Genomic DNA, 18,130 nt, shown 5'->3' on the forward strand with positions numbered 1-18,130 from the left:
TAGTTTCTGTTTTCAATATTTCTTTCATGCTGAGCATGTTTTTCCATATATGCCAACAAAAAATGCATCTCGAATGATTCGAGATGCATTTTTTACTTATTTAAATACGGGTTCTTTAAAGGTTGCTAATTTTTCAAGTGATGTTTTATCTACATCTGCGTGTAAGCTGTTACCGTGAGAATCCATTGTTACAACAGCTTTAAAACCATCAATACGCAAATGCCACATTGCTTCTGGAATACCAAATTGTAAGAAGTCTACACCTTTCACTTCTTTAATACATTCGGCATAATACTGTGCAGCACCACCGATTGCATTTAAATATACGCCGCCATGTTCAGCTAGTGCCGCCAATGTTTTTGCTCCCATTCCACCTTTACCGATGACAGCACGAATACCGAACTTTTTCATAATGTCACCTTGGTATGGCTCTTCACGAATACTTGTCGTTGGACCTGCCGCTTTAATTTTCCAATTGTCGTTTTCATCTTTCACAACAACCGGACCGCAGTGATAAATAATTTGTCCGTTTAAGTCTACAGGACAATCATTGTCCATTAAATGCTTATGAATTGCGTCACGACCTGTGTACATCATTCCGTTAATCGTAACGACATCACCAACGCGAAGTTCACGAATTTGCTCTTCTGTAATTGGTGCCTGCAATACAATTTCACGCTGTTCACTGTTCTCTTGACTTTCTTCTTGCTGAAGTGTATTTTCACCTTCTTGATATAACCAATCGATAATCTCACCTGTTTCAGGATGAATGGTTACACCAAGGCGACGATACGCCCAACAATTGTATGCAACAGATACATAAAAACTAGCTGGCAGACGATTGTATACGCCAATTTTACAACCAAGTAAAGTTGTTTCACCGCCAAATCCCATCGTACCAATACCAAGCTTGTTCGCATTCTCTAATACGTATTCCTCAAGCTTTTGTAATTCAGGAACTGGGTTCATGTCATCTAATGTACGGAATAATTGATTTTTTGCTAACTCATAACCTGACGTGCGGTCTCCCCCGATACCAACACCGATTACACCTGCGCTACATCCTTGTCCCTGTGCTTGATATACTGCATGAAGAAGGCATTTACGAATTCCTTCTAAATCACGACCTGCTCGTCCAAGTCCTTCTAATTCACAAGGTAAGCTGTACTGAATATTTTTGTTCTCACAGCCGCCTCCTTTTAAAATTAAACGAGCATCAATATAATCTTTCTCCCACTGCTCAAACTTAATCACAGGTGTACCTGGTCCTAAGTTGTTACCACTATTGTCTCCAAAAAGAGAATCAACAGAGTTTGGACGAAGTTTCCCATCCTTTGTCGCCCGCTCAAGCGCACTATAGATGGCCTCTTTCATTTTCAATTGATTCACACCAACTGGTGTATAGATTTTAAACGTCGGCATCCCTGTATCTTGGCAAATCGGCGAGATATTTTCATCTGCCATTTTAATATTATTTGTAATCGTGCCAAGTGCCATCGCTGAACGAGTCCCTGCATTTTCTCGTTCTTTTGCTCGTTGAATTGCACGACGAACATCTTTCGGCAAATTCGTCGATGTTTCAACAATTAGTTGATACATACTTTCTTGAAGCTTTTCCATTGTTACTTCCCCCTCAATTGTGAACGCTACCAAAACGTTACGAAATGAAATTTCCACTCTTCATTCTCTAGAGTCTTTTCTTTTTTATCTCATGACTCTTAAGATCAAATGGAATTTTTCACAACTTGATTATACCCTTTTTTCCATATTCCTTCTATTTAATAGGATAGAAATCGAGATATTTTCTAATTTAAACGGCACACTTGCAAAAAACGGCTACCAATATATAATTGGCAGCCGTTTTATCCCGCTATTTTCGGGCAATAATTCCTACTTCAAAATTTGGCGGAAACAAAGAAGCTAGGCAGGAGATTGCCCGTAAAAGCCCGATTGGTGAAGGTTAATAATCAGAGGGAGATAATAAAGCCCCACCGATTAAAGTTTCACTTTATATTATTCGTCTTTTTTAAATTGCTCACATTTCAGTTCTAATTCATCTAACATTGCAAGAAGACGATCTACATCTTCTAATTCTACTTCTTCTGGTTCAATTGTATCGATTACTTCGATGAACATATTTAAACGTTCTTTCAAATATACTAATTGTGAATCTTTATCTTGAATTGCTTTTCCCACGAAGGCACTCTCCTTTTTATTCGAGTTGCTTTTATTATACCGCAAAAATGATCACCATGAACATGAATTTTCATCAATTTTGTCACAGTACTTTATTCTATATAAACAGAAATGTAATGCGATTTCTTTCTCTTTTAAAACGAAATAAGAAAATCAAGAAATTCTTGTTACAAAAAGTTTCACTTTATAAAACGTCTATATTCTTCTATTATAGAGGATGGACAAATTGTTATTTCAATAGTCAAAGGAGTATTTCAGATGAGTATATCACAAACAATGAAGCCGATTACTCCTTCTTACGATCCATGGGAAGCGTATATGGACCTTGAAGAGTACGGCAAATTACTATTAACAAACGTTGAGTTTACAACGACAACGTTATGCAATATGCGCTGTGAGCATTGTGCTGTTGGTTATACATTACAGCCGAAAGATCCAAATCCGCTTCCAATGGAACTTTTATTAAAGCGATTAGATGAGATTCCTCATTTACGTTCTCTAAGTATTACGGGCGGAGAGCCGATGCTCTCAAAAAAATCCGTCGACAACTATGTAACACCACTCTTAAAATATGCCCATGAACGAGGCGTTCGCACTCAAATCAACTCAAATTTAACTATAGATTTAGCCCGTTACGAACAAATTATTCCTTATTTAGATGTGTTGCATATTTCACATAACTGGGGAACAATTGATGATTTCGTTGAAGGTGGATTTGCCATGATGGATCGCAAACCTACTTATGAACAACGTGCGAAACTATTTGAGCGAATGATTACAAATAGTAAAGCTTTATCAGATGCAGGTGTTCTTGTATCAGCAGAAACAATGTTAAACAAACGTACTTTACCACATATCGAACACATTCACCGTCAAATCGTCGAAGAAATGGGCTGTAAACGTCATGAAGTACACCCTATGTATCCAAGTGATTTTGCTAGCAACCTTGAAATTTTAACAAAAGATGAAATTCGAAGTGCGATCGAACATTTATTAGATATTCGTGATGAAAACGTTTGGATGCTATTTGGCACACTCCCATTCTACGCATGTAGTGATGATGAATGTGATTTAGCTACATTAAAAAAATTACACACAAGCAAAAATGTAACTGTCCGAAATGACCCAGATGGACGTTCCCGCTTAAATGTAAATATTTTTGATGGCAATATTATCGTAACAGATTTTGGGGATATTCCACTACTTGGTAATATACAAACAAACACATTACAAGAAGCATATGACAAATGGTGCAGCTCAAAAACAGCAAAGTCATTAAGCTGTCACTGTCCTGCTGTAAAATGCCTTGGACCGAATATCCTTGTAAAAAACAGCTACTATCCAACCGAAGATTTCTTAACAAAAGAAACAAATATTACACTTTAATACAAAAACGTCAGCTAATTGCGCTGACGTTTTTGTATTTATCCTATTATTGTGGATGAGGTGAAGAAATAAATTTAAATGACAAATAATCTTGAATTGGAATTGCAGCCCCAATTCCTTGTGACGTAATATTTTTAATCAAAAGCCTCTTTTGATTTCCTTTTAAAACAAGGTATACTTCTCCAAATGTAACTTTTCCTTTTTCATTTACTGCTGGTGTATATGCATATAAATATCCAAGTTGTTTAGGACTGATATTGTATACACGCTCATTCTCGGTGCCATAACCAATGGTTGTTTTAAAAGAAAGCGGTAACTGCACCTTTTCCATTGCCTTTAAAAGAATCATTTTTTTAACATCTTCCGCATCTTTAATATATGCTGTTAAACCGCCTTCTACAGTTTTTTGTGCTTCTTGTTTGTAGCGAAGTGGATATAATTTCTCTACACCACGGTTGTCATACACATTACGATTCACTTGCTTATATTCCCAATTCATTGTTGTATCTGTTGATTCATAATTTAAAGGCCATTGTCCCAAATAAATTTTCGCCCTATATCCCACTGCAAGGGGGGCATTTGAAATCGAAGTTTCATTAAACATTCGAATTAAGTGTGGATTTTCAATACGAATATCCGATGTTTTCAGCAATTCTTTCGCAAGTTGACTTGGCTGCAAATGCGGCAAATCTTGCACTGTATTTGGATAGGTATTTCCTTTTGAAATATTCAAAACAGATGAAGGCATCTTTACATTTACTGTTGTCTTTGCAAAACCGCTGCAAGGAAATAATAAAATAAACGAGACCATAGTTGAAAGACATATGCTACATACTCGTTTCACCTGCTTTACTCCTTCCTAATTTAAGAATATATAAATCATTTAAATAACTATTAATTACCTCTATTGTTTTCTCTCCATGACATTGTTATCCAAACTTTTTATAACAAGTAAAAACCAATTCCCATAATGAAATAAGCAGCTAACAATGTTCCTCCTTCAAACCAGTTCGTATCTCCATCGTTTGAAATTGCAATTGTTAAAAAGACAGAGGTAATCATTGCTACAAGTTCTGGCATTGTAAATACAAGGGGCATTTTCATTGTAAAGAACATCGATAATAATACGAGTACAGGAGCAACAAACATGGCAATTTGTAATGTAGAACCGATTGCAATTTCAACTGCAATATTTACCTTATTTTTATAAGCCATAATAATTGCAGAGGCATGTTCAGCTGCGTTCCCAACAATGGCAACAATAATAACTCCGATAAATAATTCCGACCAGCCAAATGATTGTGCAACTGTTTCAAATGTGTGAACAAGTGCCTCTGATACATAAGCTACAGCCGCTGTTGCAATCGCCAAAATAAGCAAGGCTTTCCCCTTTGACCATTCTGGTTCTTCTTCATGCTCTACTTCATCACTTTTATGCTGATATACACCACGATGTGTAACTAGCTTAAAAAACAGTGCTGCTAAATACATGATGATCATGATAATTGAAACTCCAATACTTAATTGGTATGTTTTCTCTATCCCCATCTTCATCGAAAAAACTTCGGGAATAACAAATGCCACGACAACTGCAAATATTAGTAAGGCAGAGTTATGTCTTGCGTCATAAACATTAAAGCTTTGCCTTTTATACTTGAGTCCCCCTACGAAAAAGGAAAGACCGCCAACTAACAATAAATTTCCAAGAACAGAACCTGTTAGTGAAGCAAGTACAACTTCCGTTAATCCTGCTCGCAATGCAAAAATTGAAATAATAAGCTCAACTGCATTCCCGAACGTTGCATTTAATAATCCACCAATCCTTGGTCCAGAAACAATAGCTAAACTTTCTGTCGCTCTTCCCATGAAAGCAGCAAGAGCAATAATTGTAACGCAATATACAGCAAACATAATTGTTTGTGGCCAATGCAATGTATTTCCAAGAATAGAAAGCGGTACACCAGCCAATGCAAGTATTAAGAAAATTTTATTGAACATATCCTCCATCCTTCCATCGTATGTATTTCTCCTCACTACTACTCTTATTCTTCTCCTAACTTGTCCCATTTCATCACAAATACGTTTAAAAAATGGGATTGAAGAAAAAAGTATATAAGATCATAAATTTTTTCACACAAAACTTTCAAATAATAGAAAGGGGTAAAAAAATGCACTTAAAAGAAAAAATCGCAACTATTATTCAAGGACAAAGAACAGGTGTGTTAGCCACCATTCGTGAGAATAAACCCCATAGCTGTTTTATGATGTTTTTTCATGAAGATTTTGTGCTATACGTCGCAACAGATCGTAATTCAAAAAAATTAACAGATATTGAGAAGAACCCAAATGTTCATGTACTGCTTGGACGAGAAGGAAAGAAATGGGATGAAGATTATATTGAAGTAGAAGGCACTGCCTCAATTGAAGAAGACCCAACATTAAAACATAAATTTTGGAATAATAGTTTAAAACGTTGGCTGCTAGGAGCTGAAGATCCAAACTACGTACTGATAAAAATTAATCCAAATACAATTTACTACATCGATAGCGATGGCACGACTCAACCAGAGTTTTTACGACTGTAGTACGAAAACAAGCTCTGTTAACAGGGCTTGTTTTGTCGAAAAGTTCTTAGTAAAAAAATATAAAAAAGCTGGAACTTTCTAAAGATTCTGTTATATAATAGCATTAACTTAAATAAACTGTATTAAAACAGATTGGGAGGAGAAATAAAAATGATGAAAAGAGAAGAACGGAAAAACATGATTGAGTTTATCGAAAAGAAAAAAGGAATTGAGCGTGATGAACTTTTATTTATGACAGATGATGAAGTAGAACATATTTACAATGTAACGTACTTTTTATATGAAGAAATTGCAGAATAATAGAGCAAAAGGCCCACCTAACAGGTGAGCCTTTTGCTATTTTTATAGTTATATTTCTATATAAATTCAAAATTTTTCTTTTTAGATAAAGTGAAACTTCAATCAGTGGGGGCTTTCTCCATCCTCCACTGATTGTCGGCCCTCACCAATCGGGCTTCTATGGGCTGTTTATCTCCCACCTAAACTTCTTCGCATACTCTTAAGTTTTGAGGTGGGAGTATTACAGCCCGTTAAAGCAGGGTAAAAAAGGGCCCGCGCCAAGTGAAAGCAAAAGGAGCCAACGAAGATATTTCCTTTTGTTTTCATACCAATAGCTTATACATTTAAATATCTTTGTATGCAAATTTTATTAATACATGTTATGTTTGAGAATTATTTTCATGTATAATGATACAAGACTGGAGGAATTTTACTATGAGTTCATGGCTATTATTCGCATTATTATCAGCAATTGCTGCAGCACTTGTATCCATCTTCGGGAAATTTGGTTTAGAAGGAATCGATGCCAATGTGGCAACAACTATCCGTTCAATCATCATGGCACTATTCATGATAGGCGTCATTATGATACAAGGAAAATTTCAAAATATCGGTGACGTTCTAATGAATAAAAAAGCACTGCTGTTTATCACCTTAAGTGGTATAGCTGGTGCCTCATCATGGCTCTTTTATTTTCTCGCTTTGAAAACAGGAAAGGTTTCACAAGTTGCTCCTGTAGATAAATTAAGCGTTGTATTTGCAATTATTCTTGCAATGATTATATTAGGTGAAAAATTAAATTTCATGACTGGAATGGGTGTTGTATGTATTACAGCAGGTGTCCTTTTTATCGCTTTTAGCTAAAAAACCGCTTCATGAGCGGTTTTTTTTCTTATTTATGTATAGCCATACAAGAACTATAACCACTACTGTAATAATTAAAATCCATATTCCATAGTGATGTAAACTATATTCAACAAAGCGCCACTTCTCTCCTAACTTCCACCCAAGCCCAATGAAAACGCTAATCCAAATAAATGCACCACTATATGCATATAAACAAAATCGCCATACAGTTAAATTAGACATTCCCGCAAAATATGCTGTCAAATGGCGTACTCCCGGGATAAAATATCCAATCATTAATAAAACAGGACCATATTTCTCAAATAAAATATGTGTTTTTTCAATTTGTTTTTCTTTAATTCGAATTTTCGGACCATATTTTTTCAATACAGGCAGGCCTAATTTCAAACCAAGTAAATAACTCAATGTAATTCCAAGTACCGCACCTGCCATTCCACTTAAAAAAGCAACTGGACCGGACATAATTCCTTTCGAAATATTATACCCAATAAACGTCAACAAAAACTCATCTGGTATTGGCAGGCCTACAATTCCACCCGCAAGAGCTATAATAATTCCGAAATATCCATAATGTGCGATTAACTCACCAATATGTTGTTCCATTCGGATGACACATCCTATGCACGATCGTTATTCCATATTGTGCCCTCTCTATCTTTTTAGCAAACATGGTATACATATTCACTATACATCGTTTTTATAATGAACTCTACTCCTATTCATTTGATCTGTAATGAAATCTCTCACTGTTTTTAATCGTCACTTTTCAACATCTTGAGATATTGGTGCATATTGTTCACCAATAGCGGGATAAATCTATACTTCACTTCATAATTATAAGAAAATCCGACTTCACAAGCGGGATTTTTGTTACAATAAAGAAAAGTTACATTTAGCAACGGTTTGACTCTCAAGGAAAATGATATAGGCAATAAACATATATTTAAAACTATAAAATGCAGCTTCTGTCCATATAGAGTACTATACACCCTTTTACATAAAAATCATTTTTCTAAATTATACAGGGGGAAAAAACATGACCATAGAAAAACATTTGATTCAAAAGGTATACTATGAAACATTCTTAACTGAACAGGATTCTATTCAAGCTCCTCAAGTTCTTGGGGAAGCATATGTAAATGAAGCTCAAAATAATTTTTCTAATATCTCTAACATTCGTTTCGCACAAGGAGAAATTTATTATCACCAGAAGGATTTCGAAACAGCCATTTTCAAATGGGAGAAAGTAAACAATGACCTCTCTCTATGGGCAAAAAAAAATATAGCAGACGCTTATTTTGAATTAGGATTATTTTCAATGGCTGAAAAAATTTATACATCGATTCAAGCAGAAGACGTTACATTAACAATGGAAGTGTCTTTACAACTTCTTTCTCTGTACATGGAACAAAATCGTTTAGGACTTGCTTTTAAGGTCATTAGTGAAGCTGTTTCTTTCCAACCAGACTATCCAAATATCACTGCTATCGCTCGCTCCTTTTATGAAAAACAGCAGGATTGGAACAATGCGATTGACCTTGCTGTACAAGAAGGAATTCGGACGAAATCATTACATTGGTTTGAGATTTTAACAAATTATGTGAATCAAGGATTCACAAAACAAATGAAACCAAAATATTTTTATGAAGCATTAAAAGTTTTATATACAGTCGATTCGGTTCAATTTAAGCAACTGGTCTTATCTCTTTGGAAAAGCTATCAAGATGAATCAACCTACTTAGTATGGATTCAAACAATTAATCACCTGTTTTTACATGTCGAAGTAGATTCTTACGACGCATGGGATGAAATTGTTACGCTTTATCAAGACACATACTGCGAATTAATTACAGGACAATACTTGATGCATGAACTGCAAGAACTTATTCCAGACTTGTTGACGAATTGGTTTAGCTTAACAAAAGCAGAACATTCTCTATTTGTTTCTGCTGCAACATTAGCATGGAATGAGGTTTCACCTAAGAGCCTCGATACATTACTTGTAAAAAGCACTGAAACACTACTTTCTAGTTCCACAACATATAACGCAGTTGAACTAGACAAGGTCTCAAATCTTTTTGAAACGATTGTCGTATGGGCAGAAAAGAATGATGTAGACTTAAGTCATTCTTTCACATGGCTTGTTCGGGAACTTTCTGATGTAAACGTACAACAAGTTCTCGTTACAGGTACAAATCATACTAGTAAATCAGCCTTTATCAATTCTATATTAGGAGAAAATATACTAAAAGATTCGCCTAAGGCCGCTATCGTATTTAAAGATAATGCGCAAACTGAATTTACAGAACTCACCGATTTAACAATACGAAAGACTTCCAATTTGGATGAACTTTACGAAATGATGGCCATTCCTCCAAAAACAGAATTTGAACAGAAATGTATTGAATTTAAACTACCATGTAGATTTTTACGAAAAAATAAATTCTCATTTATCGTTACACCAGGTTTTGATGGAAATGGAAATAAAGAAAATACAAATCTAGATTACTTACATGCAGCTGATAATCTATTATATGTTCTTAATACCTCTTCATCGTTACTTGATGAAGAAATTGATACACTTCTGTACATGCAAGAACAACTACCAACTTTACAAGTTCAATTTGTTTTAAATCAAATTGATACCATTCTTAGTGAGGAAGCAGCAAATAAAAAGCGAATTGAAATCGAGTCTAAAATACATGTACATTTTCCAAATGCACGCGTATTCTCTTACTCACCTTTACAGGAGAGCAGTGGGCAACTAAGTGATTTAACAGAGTCCATTACTTCAAACTTTAATAATAGAAATATAAAAACAGAACGCACAGAAAAACTATTATGGTTTATTCAAAAGACCATCATGTATCTGTTAAATGAACGTATACAACTAGAAAATACGTTAGTAAAATCCATTCGTTGGAACAAACACATTTTAGTAAAGCTAAATGGCTTTATTAATAATCTAACTGCTATTGAAAAAGATAAGACTCGCTCTATCACAGACTCATATCGTTTAACTAAAGATGAAATTATACATGACCTTCATGATCAAATCCCTGAATTATTACAGAGTTGCTCTGATCTAGTTCAGGAAGATAGTGACTTTAAACAAGTTCCTGAAGAACTAAATGTAGCAATGAATGAAAGAATACAAAAACATTTGCAACAAGTGATATTACCTAAATTTACTCATTCTATTCAGGAATGGATTGAAAAAGCACATAATGAGTTTATTCAAAGTCAATCTTATTTAGATGAAATGAGTGAAACATTTAATAAATTATACGAAGAAGAACGCATGAAACTACCATGTGATTTTCAATTACTTGATGATTGGCGTCGAGATGTTGCTAGAATGACAAACCGAATTAAAGTTGATGACGTAAATATTTTACTACGCTTTACACCAACACAATTTCTATTAAAAAGTGCGGGAAAACTATTCGGTAACATGCAAAAAAATCAATCCATGCTTTACAACAAATACAAAAATTATATTGAGACCGAAGACTATACAGAAGTAACAACAACGATTTCTGAACAGTTCTTCCTTCAATTTGAATTATTCGAAAGCGCATTAGAACGCGATATTATGATGTTCTTTAAAGAACCTCTTAGCATATTAAAACAGACTGTGGAAGCCGCACATCTCGAAATAAATCAGGACGAAAATGCATTAACAAAACTAAGAACAAATCCAGAAACATATCACGATCCTTTAACATTGTTTAAATTGCAGTTATTACAATACAAATTCATGCTAAATAATAAACCGATTTCATCAAAAGTAGAAAGTAACAAGGCGCCAACCATTTAGATAAGAACAAAAAACCAAGCAAATCATAACAATTGCTTGGTTTTTTGCTTATATTCTATTTCACATATCCCAAATAACATCATTAACTTTTGCATCAACTCTTACACGATGAATGAACTTCTTTCTCTCTTCTTCTTTATGAATTAACTTATGTATATACCGACGTTTACTTAATAAATTTCTATATACTTCATTATAATTTAGAACTTCCTGGCAGCGCTTATCCTCATATAAAACTTTGAACCATGCATACCCCTTTAGCTTTTCCACATGCCTCTTCATTCTTTTCTTTTTTCGTTTTTCTCGTTCAAATAACCTTTCCACCACTTGCTCTACCACTTCATCTAACATAAAGTCCCCAGCTACTTTTACAACACCAATCGTTCCTCTAACAATGCCTTTCCCCGCATCAACACATACTTCACCTAATGCAATTGCTGCCCGACCAATCCCTACTAGAATGTGTCCAATAATATCCTCCATATTATCACTTCCTTCTAGTTCACAATTTTCATATGATCAAACGGATAATAGATTGCTGTTAATGTTCCAAGCACTTCCGTTTTATGAATCAGCCCTAAGCCGTTACGACTATCTCTACTTACTAAACGATTATCACCCATAACAAAAATCTTGTCTTTTGGAATTGTAATAGGACCGAAGTCTTCTGTTAAATTAACAAGAAGTTGTTTTGCATGCTCTCTATTCTTATCCAAGTAAGATTCACTTTTCACTTGATGATTTACATATAATTGATCATTTTTCATCTCAATTACATCTCCTGGCAGCCCAATAATTCTCTTTACATAAAAGTTATCAGTTTTTACTACAATAATATCTTCACGCTCATAAGTCTCAAATCTCTTTGCTAACTTATTAATAATGACCTTATCCCCATCTTGCAATGTTGGCCTCATAGATGCTCCTTGTACAGTTGTTGGAAAAAACACAAAAATCTTCATTAAAAAAAACAATAAACATGCAATTGCTATTATTTCAAAAAGTTCACGAAAGCGACTTTTCTTTTTCATTTATTTCCCCTTTCTCACTTATTCCTCTATTATAAGGCTCATTTGTAAATAAATTCTATATTATCTGTTAATTATTCATATTACTTATCCTACATCAGCGATTGATAATACAGATCTCAATGTTTAGTACTAACAAAGTAACTACAAACTTCACTGTACCTATAAAAAAGAACCGCTCTTCACAAGCAGTTCCCTATTCTTTATCCCGCTATTTTTGGGCAATAAAAGCCTAATTCGTGAAAACTAATAATCAGTAGGGAATGAAGCCCCAACTGATTAAAGCTTCACTTTACATTCCAGCATAAATAATACACATCTGTGCAGCAATATATGTTAACCAAATCCAAAGTGGATCATACTTTACTTTGCGGCCGCCAATATCTGTCACACCGATAATAAAATCAGAAATTACAAATAGTAATCCACCGAATGCTGGGATCCACCATATTCCGCTATTTGCATAGTATAATGCAAATGCAAAGCATGCCATTCCACCGACCCATAAACCATATACGAGCGCACCAATTGTAAACAACTTATCTTGCCCTTGATTCCGAATAAAAAAGAACCAACCAATTATTAAAAATAGGCCGTAGGCAATGACACCAATCCAGAATCCCTTCCACGAAATACCCGTTTGTAAAAATGCCGTTACATAAAAGCAATGTGCAATTGCAAATGTAACCATACCACCCATTAGCCGATGCCCAAACGGTATGAGCCCCGCCATAAATAAATCACCAAGCGTAGATAAAGTCATACCAATTGCAACCCACTGCCGATACTCTACAGATGGATCTTGCAGCCAAATCCAAATCGCACCACCCGTTAAAGAAAAACTAAGCGTGAGACGAATCAATAATGGTAACGGCTCATTTTTTATAGTTTGTCTTGTCTTCGCCATTGCAAAAAATGCTCCAAAAACAAATAGAAAGACTTGCCCAATTAATAATATATAAATTTCATTCATAAATATGTGCTCCTCAATGAACAGATAATACTGTACTTTCGTGATATAACTTCTTTTTTCCTCTAAAATTTGAAAAAAAGAATAACTTCTGTCCTTCTTTTCGAGCATGAAAGAAAAATACACTCACTTATTTTAAGCTGCTTGTTTCTCTTGTTCTGTTTTTTGCATATTTGGTGTTCGATTTACTACGATAATTCCTGCCGCTACGCACGCTAAGCCAAATAAAACAAAGGAATGAATTGCTTCTCCTAAAATCATACTGGATAATAAAACGCCAAATATCGGTATAAAGAACATATACATCGATACTTTTCCAACTTTGTTATACTTCATAACTGTATTCCAAATACAGAATCCTGCCGCTGATAAGAAGGATAAATATAGTAACATAGATAGTGCTTTCATATTAAATACAAAAGGCATAAATCCAACTTGAAAAATGCCAATACATAATAATCCAATAGATCCAAAAATCATCTGGTATGCTGTCATGTATCCAACATCTAATGTTTTGCTGCCTTCTTTCGCCAATATATTTCCATATGAATACATCATCGCGGCCCCAAGAAGCAATAATTCACCAATTCCAAAATGGAAAGCCATACTTCCATCACTCGGAACATTTACAAGAATTACACCACAAAAACCGATAGACACACCGATCACTTTTCGCATATTTAATGCATCATCTTTGTATAAAAAATGCGCGAGTAAAATTTGGAAAAAGGATGATGTCCCCGAAATAATAGCACCTTCAATGCCGGAACTGTAACTCATACCAATATAAAAACACACATATTGTAGGAATGTTTGAAACAAACCAATTTGTACTAATTGCTTTCCTGTTTCTTTTTTGAAATGCATATCTTTTCCTATTGCCTTAAAAAAGAATAAGAGCATCACACCTGATAAGAAAAAGCGATAACCAGCAAATAATATTTGCTCGCCAACTTCATGTGGCCGAATTCCGAGTTCAGCATAACTTAATTTAATAAAAGGAAATGCACTTCCCCATAGAAATGTCGCTGCGAGTGCTGCAACAAATACACCAATCGGATGAGTAAAAAATTTCTCTGTCTTCACTTGTTGTCTTCCTTTCCGACCTTTTTACGAACAATATCCATATATACCAAAGGAACAGCAAAAAAACAAGTTTTTCAATTTCATATATAAGCAAAAACATATCCTCAAGTAGAAATATATGATATAATATAGAATAATTATAAGGTAATAATTGATAAAATTTCTCATTAGAAATGCTGCTATCCGTATGGATGGCAGCTTTCGTCGTTTTATGGGGGTTTCGATTTTGATTCTTTTTCTCAATAAGAACATGGAAGGAGAGAGTAATTATGAACTCAGAAGTAAAAACATTACCATCAAAAAATAATATGTCTAACCCATCTTGGATTCAATCATTTCAAAAACATTATGAACTAATCTTTGCAATCCTATCTGGTGTTTTCATTTTAGCAGGCTGGTTATTCACAAAAAACGAAGCAACAACTGTTGGAGTAGTTTTTTATATCCTCGCCTATATAATTGGAGGATATGCGAAAGCCAAAGAAGGCATTGAAGATACAATAGAAGAAAAAGAATTAAATGTAGAAATGTTAATGCTCTTCGCTGCCATTGGTGCCGCTATTATTGGATACTGGGCAGAAGGTGCAATCTTAATATTTATCTTTGCCCTAAGCGGTGCAATGGAATCTTACACATTAAATAAAAGCCAAAAAGAAATTTCAGCTCTGCTAGATTTACAGCCTGAAGAAGCCTTGCGTATTTCTCATGGAACAGAAGAACGTATTCCAGTAGGTGAATTAGAAATTGATGACATTATTTTAATTAAGCCAGGTGAACGTGTACCTGCCGATGGTACAATTCATAGCGGTGAAACAAATATTGATGAAGCTGCAATCACTGGGGAGCCTATCCCAAATGAAAAAAAATTAGGTGATGAAGTATTCGCTGGAACTGTGAACTTACGTGGGGCTATTGAAGTTAAAATTACGAAAAGAAGCGACCAAACGTTGTTCCAAAAAATTATTCGTCTCGTTCAAAACGCACAAAGTGAAAAATCACCATCCCAACTTTTTATCGAAAAGTTTGAAGGAACATATGTAAAAGGTGTACTTATTGTCGTTGCTCTCATGATGTTCGTTCCTCATTTCATACTAGATTGGAGCTGGAACGAAACATTTTATCGCGCTATGATTTTACTCGTTGTCGCTTCTCCATGTGCACTCGTTGCATCCATTACACCTGCGACATTATCTGCTATTTCTAACGGTGCGCGAAGCGGTATTTTGTTTAAGGGTGGCATTCATTTAGAACGTCTTGCCTCCGTAAAGGCAATTGCCTTTGATAAAACAGGAACGTTAACACAAGGAAAACCGACTGTAACAGATATTTACGTACGTGATGAAATAACAGAAGAAGCTGTACTATATATTACAGCTTCTATCGAAAGTCATTCCACACATCCACTCGCAGAAGCTATCGTCATGTACGCAAAACATGCATATGACATTACATTAACAAAACCAGAAAGTGTAGAAGATGTCACTGGATTTGGCTTAAGAGGAGTTTTAGAAAATACAGCGTACAAGATTGGAAAGGCCGATTTTATTGGCGAGGAAACAAAAATTTTTCATAATGGTATCGCTACTACGCTCGAACAAGAAGGAAAAACTGTTGTCTATATTAGCGATGAAGAAGGAATTCTTGGCCTTATTGCTTTAAAAGATACGTTACGCCAGGAAACAATTGCTGCTATTCGTGATTTACAAAGTATCGGTGTGAAAGCCATCATGATCACAGGTGATAACGAACAGACAGCTAAAGCAATTGCAACTGAAAGTAACATAAAAGAATACTATGCATCATGCTTACCAGAAACAAAAGTAGAAACAGTGAAACAACTAAAAGAAAAATACGGTACAGTGGCAATGGTTGGCGACGGAATTAACGATGCTCCTGCACTCGCTACAGCAAGTATTGGCGTTGCGATGGGTGAAGGGACAGACGTTGCCTTAGAAACAGCCGATGTTGTTCTAATGAAAAATGAACTCTCTCGCCTTGCACAGGCCATTCGTTTATCAAAACGTATGAATCGCATTGTAAAACAAAATATTATTTTTTCATTAACAGTAATCGCAATGCTTATTTGTTCCAACTTCCTACAATTTTTAGCCCTTCCATTTGGTGTTATCGGCCATGAAGGAAGTACAATCCTTGTAATTTTAAACGGGTTACGATTATTAAAAGGAAATAATTAAACGGGTTCCCTAAAATAGGGAACCCGTTTTTTCTTCAATATCCAGCACTATCGGCTAGATAATTCGGCGGCTTCGCGTTTTCTGACGAAGAAAAAACGCGTTTCTATATCAGAAGCCACCATCCCTCTCACGTTTTAAGCGAGTCGGTTGTGCTTTTTAATGGTAGCCGTTATGTCCATTCGCACTACTGCTCGTTTTATGTTTTGGATGTGAACTACTTTTTTGTTTACCTTGGCTTTTATTATTATGATTTTTTTTATTGTTGCTCATCTTGAATCCCTCCTATTCCTTTTTATTATGGAACAGAACGCTATTTTCCATCACGGGAATTATTGTCACTTGCTCGATAAGAATACAAGAGACCATTAATTTCACCACCAAGTAAAATAACCCAGGCCGTTAAATAAAACCATAACATTAAAATAATAATACCACCGAGACCACCATATGTATTTGCATAATTGGCAAATTTGTCTACGTAATAAGCAAATGAGTACGATACCACAATCCATCCAATTGTTGCAAATAATGCTCCTGATACAACTTCTTTTCTTTTTAACTTTCGATCAGGCGCAAATGTATATAAGAAACTAAATAAGGCAAATAACACTAAAAAGCTGGCTACTAATCGTGTAATACTCCATACGAAAGAAAAACTCTCTGATAAGCCGAGCGCTTTAAAAACAGCTGCTCCAATTACCTGTCCAAAAACAGGGACAATTAAAGCGAAAACAATCATAAAAATTATTGCCAGTGTGAGTACAATGGATAACGCTCTCGTTGTAATGTAAGAGCGTGTTTCTTTTACGTCATAAGCACGATTAAAAGCATTCATCACTGCATTTACACCATTTGATGCAAACCATAACATCGATAATAAACCAAATGATAACAAACCACCATTTTGTTTGTTTACAACGCTATCTACATTCACTTCAATTAAATTCATTGCATCTTCTGGCACATAATTCTCTAATAAACTGAGCACATCCTCTGTATGAATGGGAATAAATCCAAGAAGTGTAATTAAAAAAACAAGCCCAGGAAAAATCGCAAGCAAGAAGAAATAAGCGAGCTGTGCTGCTAAGCCCGCTACGTCATCTCGCATCGTTCGGTCATATAGACCCTTTCCAAACGAATAGACACGATTTCCCCTTTCTTTCTCTAGAAACTTTTTCATATTTCTCTAGACGCTTTTCTTCTCTTCTTTATCTTGCTTTAACTCAATGTATGCCTCTGTCTTTTTTTCTTCCGCATTGGAGTCCTTCATAAATAATTCACGCGCTTCTTTCATCCCACCATCTTCAGCTACTACTGGCTCTTCTTCTGCTTTTAATTCTCCTACTTTTGGAGACACAGCTTGAATTTCAATTGTTTCTGGCTTTTCCCCTGATTCAATCTTTTTTCTACTAAAGATTTCTTTTGTTTCCTTTAACGTACCGACAACAGCCGGCGTTAGCTTCTTGATTTCCGCTACCTTCGCCTTTACTACATTAAAATCTGCAAGTTCGCGCCCTTTATCTGTAACAGTTTGCACTTTTTCTTTAATCTTTGCATTCTCGCCAATTTCAATCATTTTTGATTTTGCTTTTTCTGCTGTATTTTTCACTTTCTCACGATTTTCTTTCTTAAGCATGGAAACAGCTACACCTGCTGCTACACCAATCGCAATGTTTCGAGCTATATTATTCTTCTTTGCCATATTCCTTCACCCTTTC

17 protein-coding genes are annotated in these 18,130 nt (G+C 35.1%); 6 read left to right on the forward strand and 11 right to left on the reverse strand.

Annotated features, from left to right (window positions below):
- Window positions 1-96: 96 nt before the first annotated feature.
- Both fumA and KFD70_RS21335 read right to left on the reverse strand, forming a co-directional pair.
- The gene (gene fumA / locus KFD70_RS21330) at window positions 97-1,620 is read right to left on the reverse strand and encodes a class I fumarate hydratase (protein WP_336453306.1); all 1,524 of its coding nucleotides are present in this window, start codon (window positions 1,618-1,620) and stop codon (window positions 97-99) included.
- A 393-nt stretch (window positions 1,621-2,013) separates the two neighbouring features.
- The gene (locus tag KFD70_RS21335) at window positions 2,014-2,196 is read right to left on the reverse strand and encodes an SE1561 family protein (protein WP_002174720.1); all 183 of its coding nucleotides are present in this window, start codon (window positions 2,194-2,196) and stop codon (window positions 2,014-2,016) included.
- Between the two features lie 258 nt (window positions 2,197-2,454).
- On the opposite strand from KFD70_RS21335, the gene yfkAB reads away from it, so the two are divergent.
- Window positions 2,455-3,582, forward strand: coding sequence for a radical SAM/CxCxxxxC motif protein YfkAB (gene yfkAB, locus KFD70_RS21340; RefSeq protein WP_336453305.1), 1,128 nt, complete (start codon window positions 2,455-2,457; stop codon window positions 3,580-3,582).
- Between the two features lie 46 nt (window positions 3,583-3,628).
- Here the strand turns inward: yfkAB and KFD70_RS21345 are convergent, their stop codons facing one another.
- Entirely contained in the window at window positions 3,629-4,426 is a 798-nt protein-coding gene (locus tag KFD70_RS21345; RefSeq protein ID WP_336453304.1) for a YfkD famly protein, read from the reverse strand.
- Between the two features lie 98 nt (window positions 4,427-4,524).
- On the reverse strand, window positions 4,525-5,580 hold the full coding sequence (cax, locus tag KFD70_RS21350) for a calcium/proton exchanger (protein ID WP_336453303.1): 1,056 nt from the start codon (window positions 5,578-5,580) through the stop codon (window positions 4,525-4,527).
- A gap of 170 nt (window positions 5,581-5,750) precedes the next feature.
- Between cax and KFD70_RS21355 the strand changes: the two genes are divergently transcribed.
- From KFD70_RS21355 to KFD70_RS21365, 3 genes are all read left to right on the forward strand, one after another.
- Complete coding sequence (locus KFD70_RS21355) at window positions 5,751-6,167, forward strand: pyridoxamine 5'-phosphate oxidase family protein (RefSeq protein WP_336453302.1); 417 nt, start codon at window positions 5,751-5,753, stop codon at window positions 6,165-6,167.
- Between the two features lie 153 nt (window positions 6,168-6,320).
- The gene (locus KFD70_RS21360) at window positions 6,321-6,467 is read left to right on the forward strand and encodes a BH0509 family protein (protein WP_000817786.1); all 147 of its coding nucleotides are present in this window, start codon (window positions 6,321-6,323) and stop codon (window positions 6,465-6,467) included.
- 414 nt (window positions 6,468-6,881) lie between these two features.
- Entirely contained in the window at window positions 6,882-7,310 is a 429-nt protein-coding gene (locus tag KFD70_RS21365) for an EamA family transporter (protein WP_336453301.1), read from the forward strand.
- Window positions 7,311-7,319: 9 nt separating this feature from the next.
- Here the strand turns inward: KFD70_RS21365 and KFD70_RS21370 are convergent, their stop codons facing one another.
- Entirely contained in the window at window positions 7,320-7,916 is a 597-nt protein-coding gene (locus KFD70_RS21370) for a DedA family protein (protein ID WP_336453300.1), read from the reverse strand.
- A gap of 433 nt (window positions 7,917-8,349) precedes the next feature.
- Between KFD70_RS21370 and KFD70_RS21375 the strand changes: the two genes are divergently transcribed.
- Entirely contained in the window at window positions 8,350-11,133 is a 2,784-nt protein-coding gene (locus tag KFD70_RS21375; protein ID WP_336453299.1) for a GTP-binding protein, read from the forward strand.
- 60 nt (window positions 11,134-11,193) lie between these two features.
- Here the strand turns inward: KFD70_RS21375 and KFD70_RS21380 are convergent, their stop codons facing one another.
- The 4 genes from KFD70_RS21380 to KFD70_RS21395 all read right to left on the reverse strand — a co-directional run bounded on the left by KFD70_RS21380 (window position 11,194) and on the right by KFD70_RS21395 (window position 14,217).
- Window positions 11,194-11,616: a hypothetical protein gene (locus KFD70_RS21380; RefSeq protein ID WP_336453298.1), complete on the reverse strand. Its 423-nt coding sequence runs from the start codon at window positions 11,614-11,616 to the stop codon at window positions 11,194-11,196.
- Window positions 11,617-11,630: 14 nt separating this feature from the next.
- Complete coding sequence (lepB, locus tag KFD70_RS21385; protein WP_336453297.1) at window positions 11,631-12,164, reverse strand: signal peptidase I; 534 nt, start codon at window positions 12,162-12,164, stop codon at window positions 11,631-11,633.
- A 289-nt stretch (window positions 12,165-12,453) separates the two neighbouring features.
- The gene (locus KFD70_RS21390; protein ID WP_336453296.1) at window positions 12,454-13,134 is read right to left on the reverse strand and encodes a lysoplasmalogenase; all 681 of its coding nucleotides are present in this window, start codon (window positions 13,132-13,134) and stop codon (window positions 12,454-12,456) included.
- A gap of 132 nt (window positions 13,135-13,266) precedes the next feature.
- On the reverse strand, window positions 13,267-14,217 hold the full coding sequence (locus KFD70_RS21395) for a DMT family transporter (RefSeq protein ID WP_336453295.1): 951 nt from the start codon (window positions 14,215-14,217) through the stop codon (window positions 13,267-13,269).
- Window positions 14,218-14,486: 269 nt separating this feature from the next.
- On the opposite strand from KFD70_RS21395, the gene KFD70_RS21400 reads away from it, so the two are divergent.
- On the forward strand, window positions 14,487-16,412 hold the full coding sequence (locus tag KFD70_RS21400) for a heavy metal translocating P-type ATPase (protein ID WP_336453294.1): 1,926 nt from the start codon (window positions 14,487-14,489) through the stop codon (window positions 16,410-16,412).
- Window positions 16,413-16,722: 310 nt separating this feature from the next.
- Here the strand turns inward: KFD70_RS21400 and KFD70_RS21405 are convergent, their stop codons facing one another.
- The gene (locus tag KFD70_RS21405) at window positions 16,723-17,592 is read right to left on the reverse strand and encodes a YihY/virulence factor BrkB family protein (RefSeq protein ID WP_336453293.1); all 870 of its coding nucleotides are present in this window, start codon (window positions 17,590-17,592) and stop codon (window positions 16,723-16,725) included.
- Between the two features lie 6 nt (window positions 17,593-17,598).
- Window positions 17,599-18,114: a DUF4075 domain-containing protein gene (locus KFD70_RS21410; RefSeq protein WP_336453292.1), complete on the reverse strand. Its 516-nt coding sequence runs from the start codon at window positions 18,112-18,114 to the stop codon at window positions 17,599-17,601.
- Between the last annotated feature and the right edge of the window lie 16 nt (window positions 18,115-18,130).

The organism is Bacillus pfraonensis, assembly GCF_050768835.1.
Taxonomy (GTDB): Bacteria; Bacillota; Bacilli; order Bacillales; family Bacillaceae_G; genus Bacillus_A; species Bacillus_A pfraonensis.

What these genes read in the sequence shown, in the direction of transcription:
- fumA (WP_336453306.1), bottom strand. Translation starts at nt 1,620, where the DNA reads ATGGAAAAGCTTCAAGAAAGTATGTATCAACTAATTGTTGAAACATCG.
- yfkAB (WP_336453305.1), top strand. Translation starts at nt 2,455, where the DNA reads ATGAGTATATCACAAACAATGAAGCCGATTACTCCTTCTTACGATCCA.
- cax (WP_336453303.1), bottom strand. Translation starts at nt 5,580, where the DNA reads ATGTTCAATAAAATTTTCTTAATACTTGCATTGGCTGGTGTACCGCTT.
- KFD70_RS21355 (WP_336453302.1), top strand. Translation starts at nt 5,751, where the DNA reads ATGCACTTAAAAGAAAAAATCGCAACTATTATTCAAGGACAAAGAACA.
- KFD70_RS21360 (WP_000817786.1), top strand. Translation starts at nt 6,321, where the DNA reads ATGAAAAGAGAAGAACGGAAAAACATGATTGAGTTTATCGAAAAGAAA.
- KFD70_RS21365 (WP_336453301.1), top strand. Translation starts at nt 6,882, where the DNA reads ATGAGTTCATGGCTATTATTCGCATTATTATCAGCAATTGCTGCAGCA.
- KFD70_RS21370 (WP_336453300.1), bottom strand. Translation starts at nt 7,916, where the DNA reads ATGGAACAACATATTGGTGAGTTAATCGCACATTATGGATATTTCGGA.
- KFD70_RS21375 (WP_336453299.1), top strand. Translation starts at nt 8,350, where the DNA reads ATGACCATAGAAAAACATTTGATTCAAAAGGTATACTATGAAACATTC.
- KFD70_RS21380 (WP_336453298.1), bottom strand. Translation starts at nt 11,616, where the DNA reads ATGGAGGATATTATTGGACACATTCTAGTAGGGATTGGTCGGGCAGCA.
- lepB (WP_336453297.1), bottom strand. Translation starts at nt 12,164, where the DNA reads ATGAAAAAGAAAAGTCGCTTTCGTGAACTTTTTGAAATAATAGCAATT.
- KFD70_RS21390 (WP_336453296.1), bottom strand. Translation starts at nt 13,134, where the DNA reads ATGAATGAAATTTATATATTATTAATTGGGCAAGTCTTTCTATTTGTT.
- KFD70_RS21400 (WP_336453294.1), top strand. Translation starts at nt 14,487, where the DNA reads ATGAACTCAGAAGTAAAAACATTACCATCAAAAAATAATATGTCTAAC.
- KFD70_RS21405 (WP_336453293.1), bottom strand. Translation starts at nt 17,592, where the DNA reads ATGAAAAAGTTTCTAGAGAAAGAAAGGGGAAATCGTGTCTATTCGTTT.
- KFD70_RS21410 (WP_336453292.1), bottom strand. Translation starts at nt 18,114, where the DNA reads ATGGCAAAGAAGAATAATATAGCTCGAAACATTGCGATTGGTGTAGCA.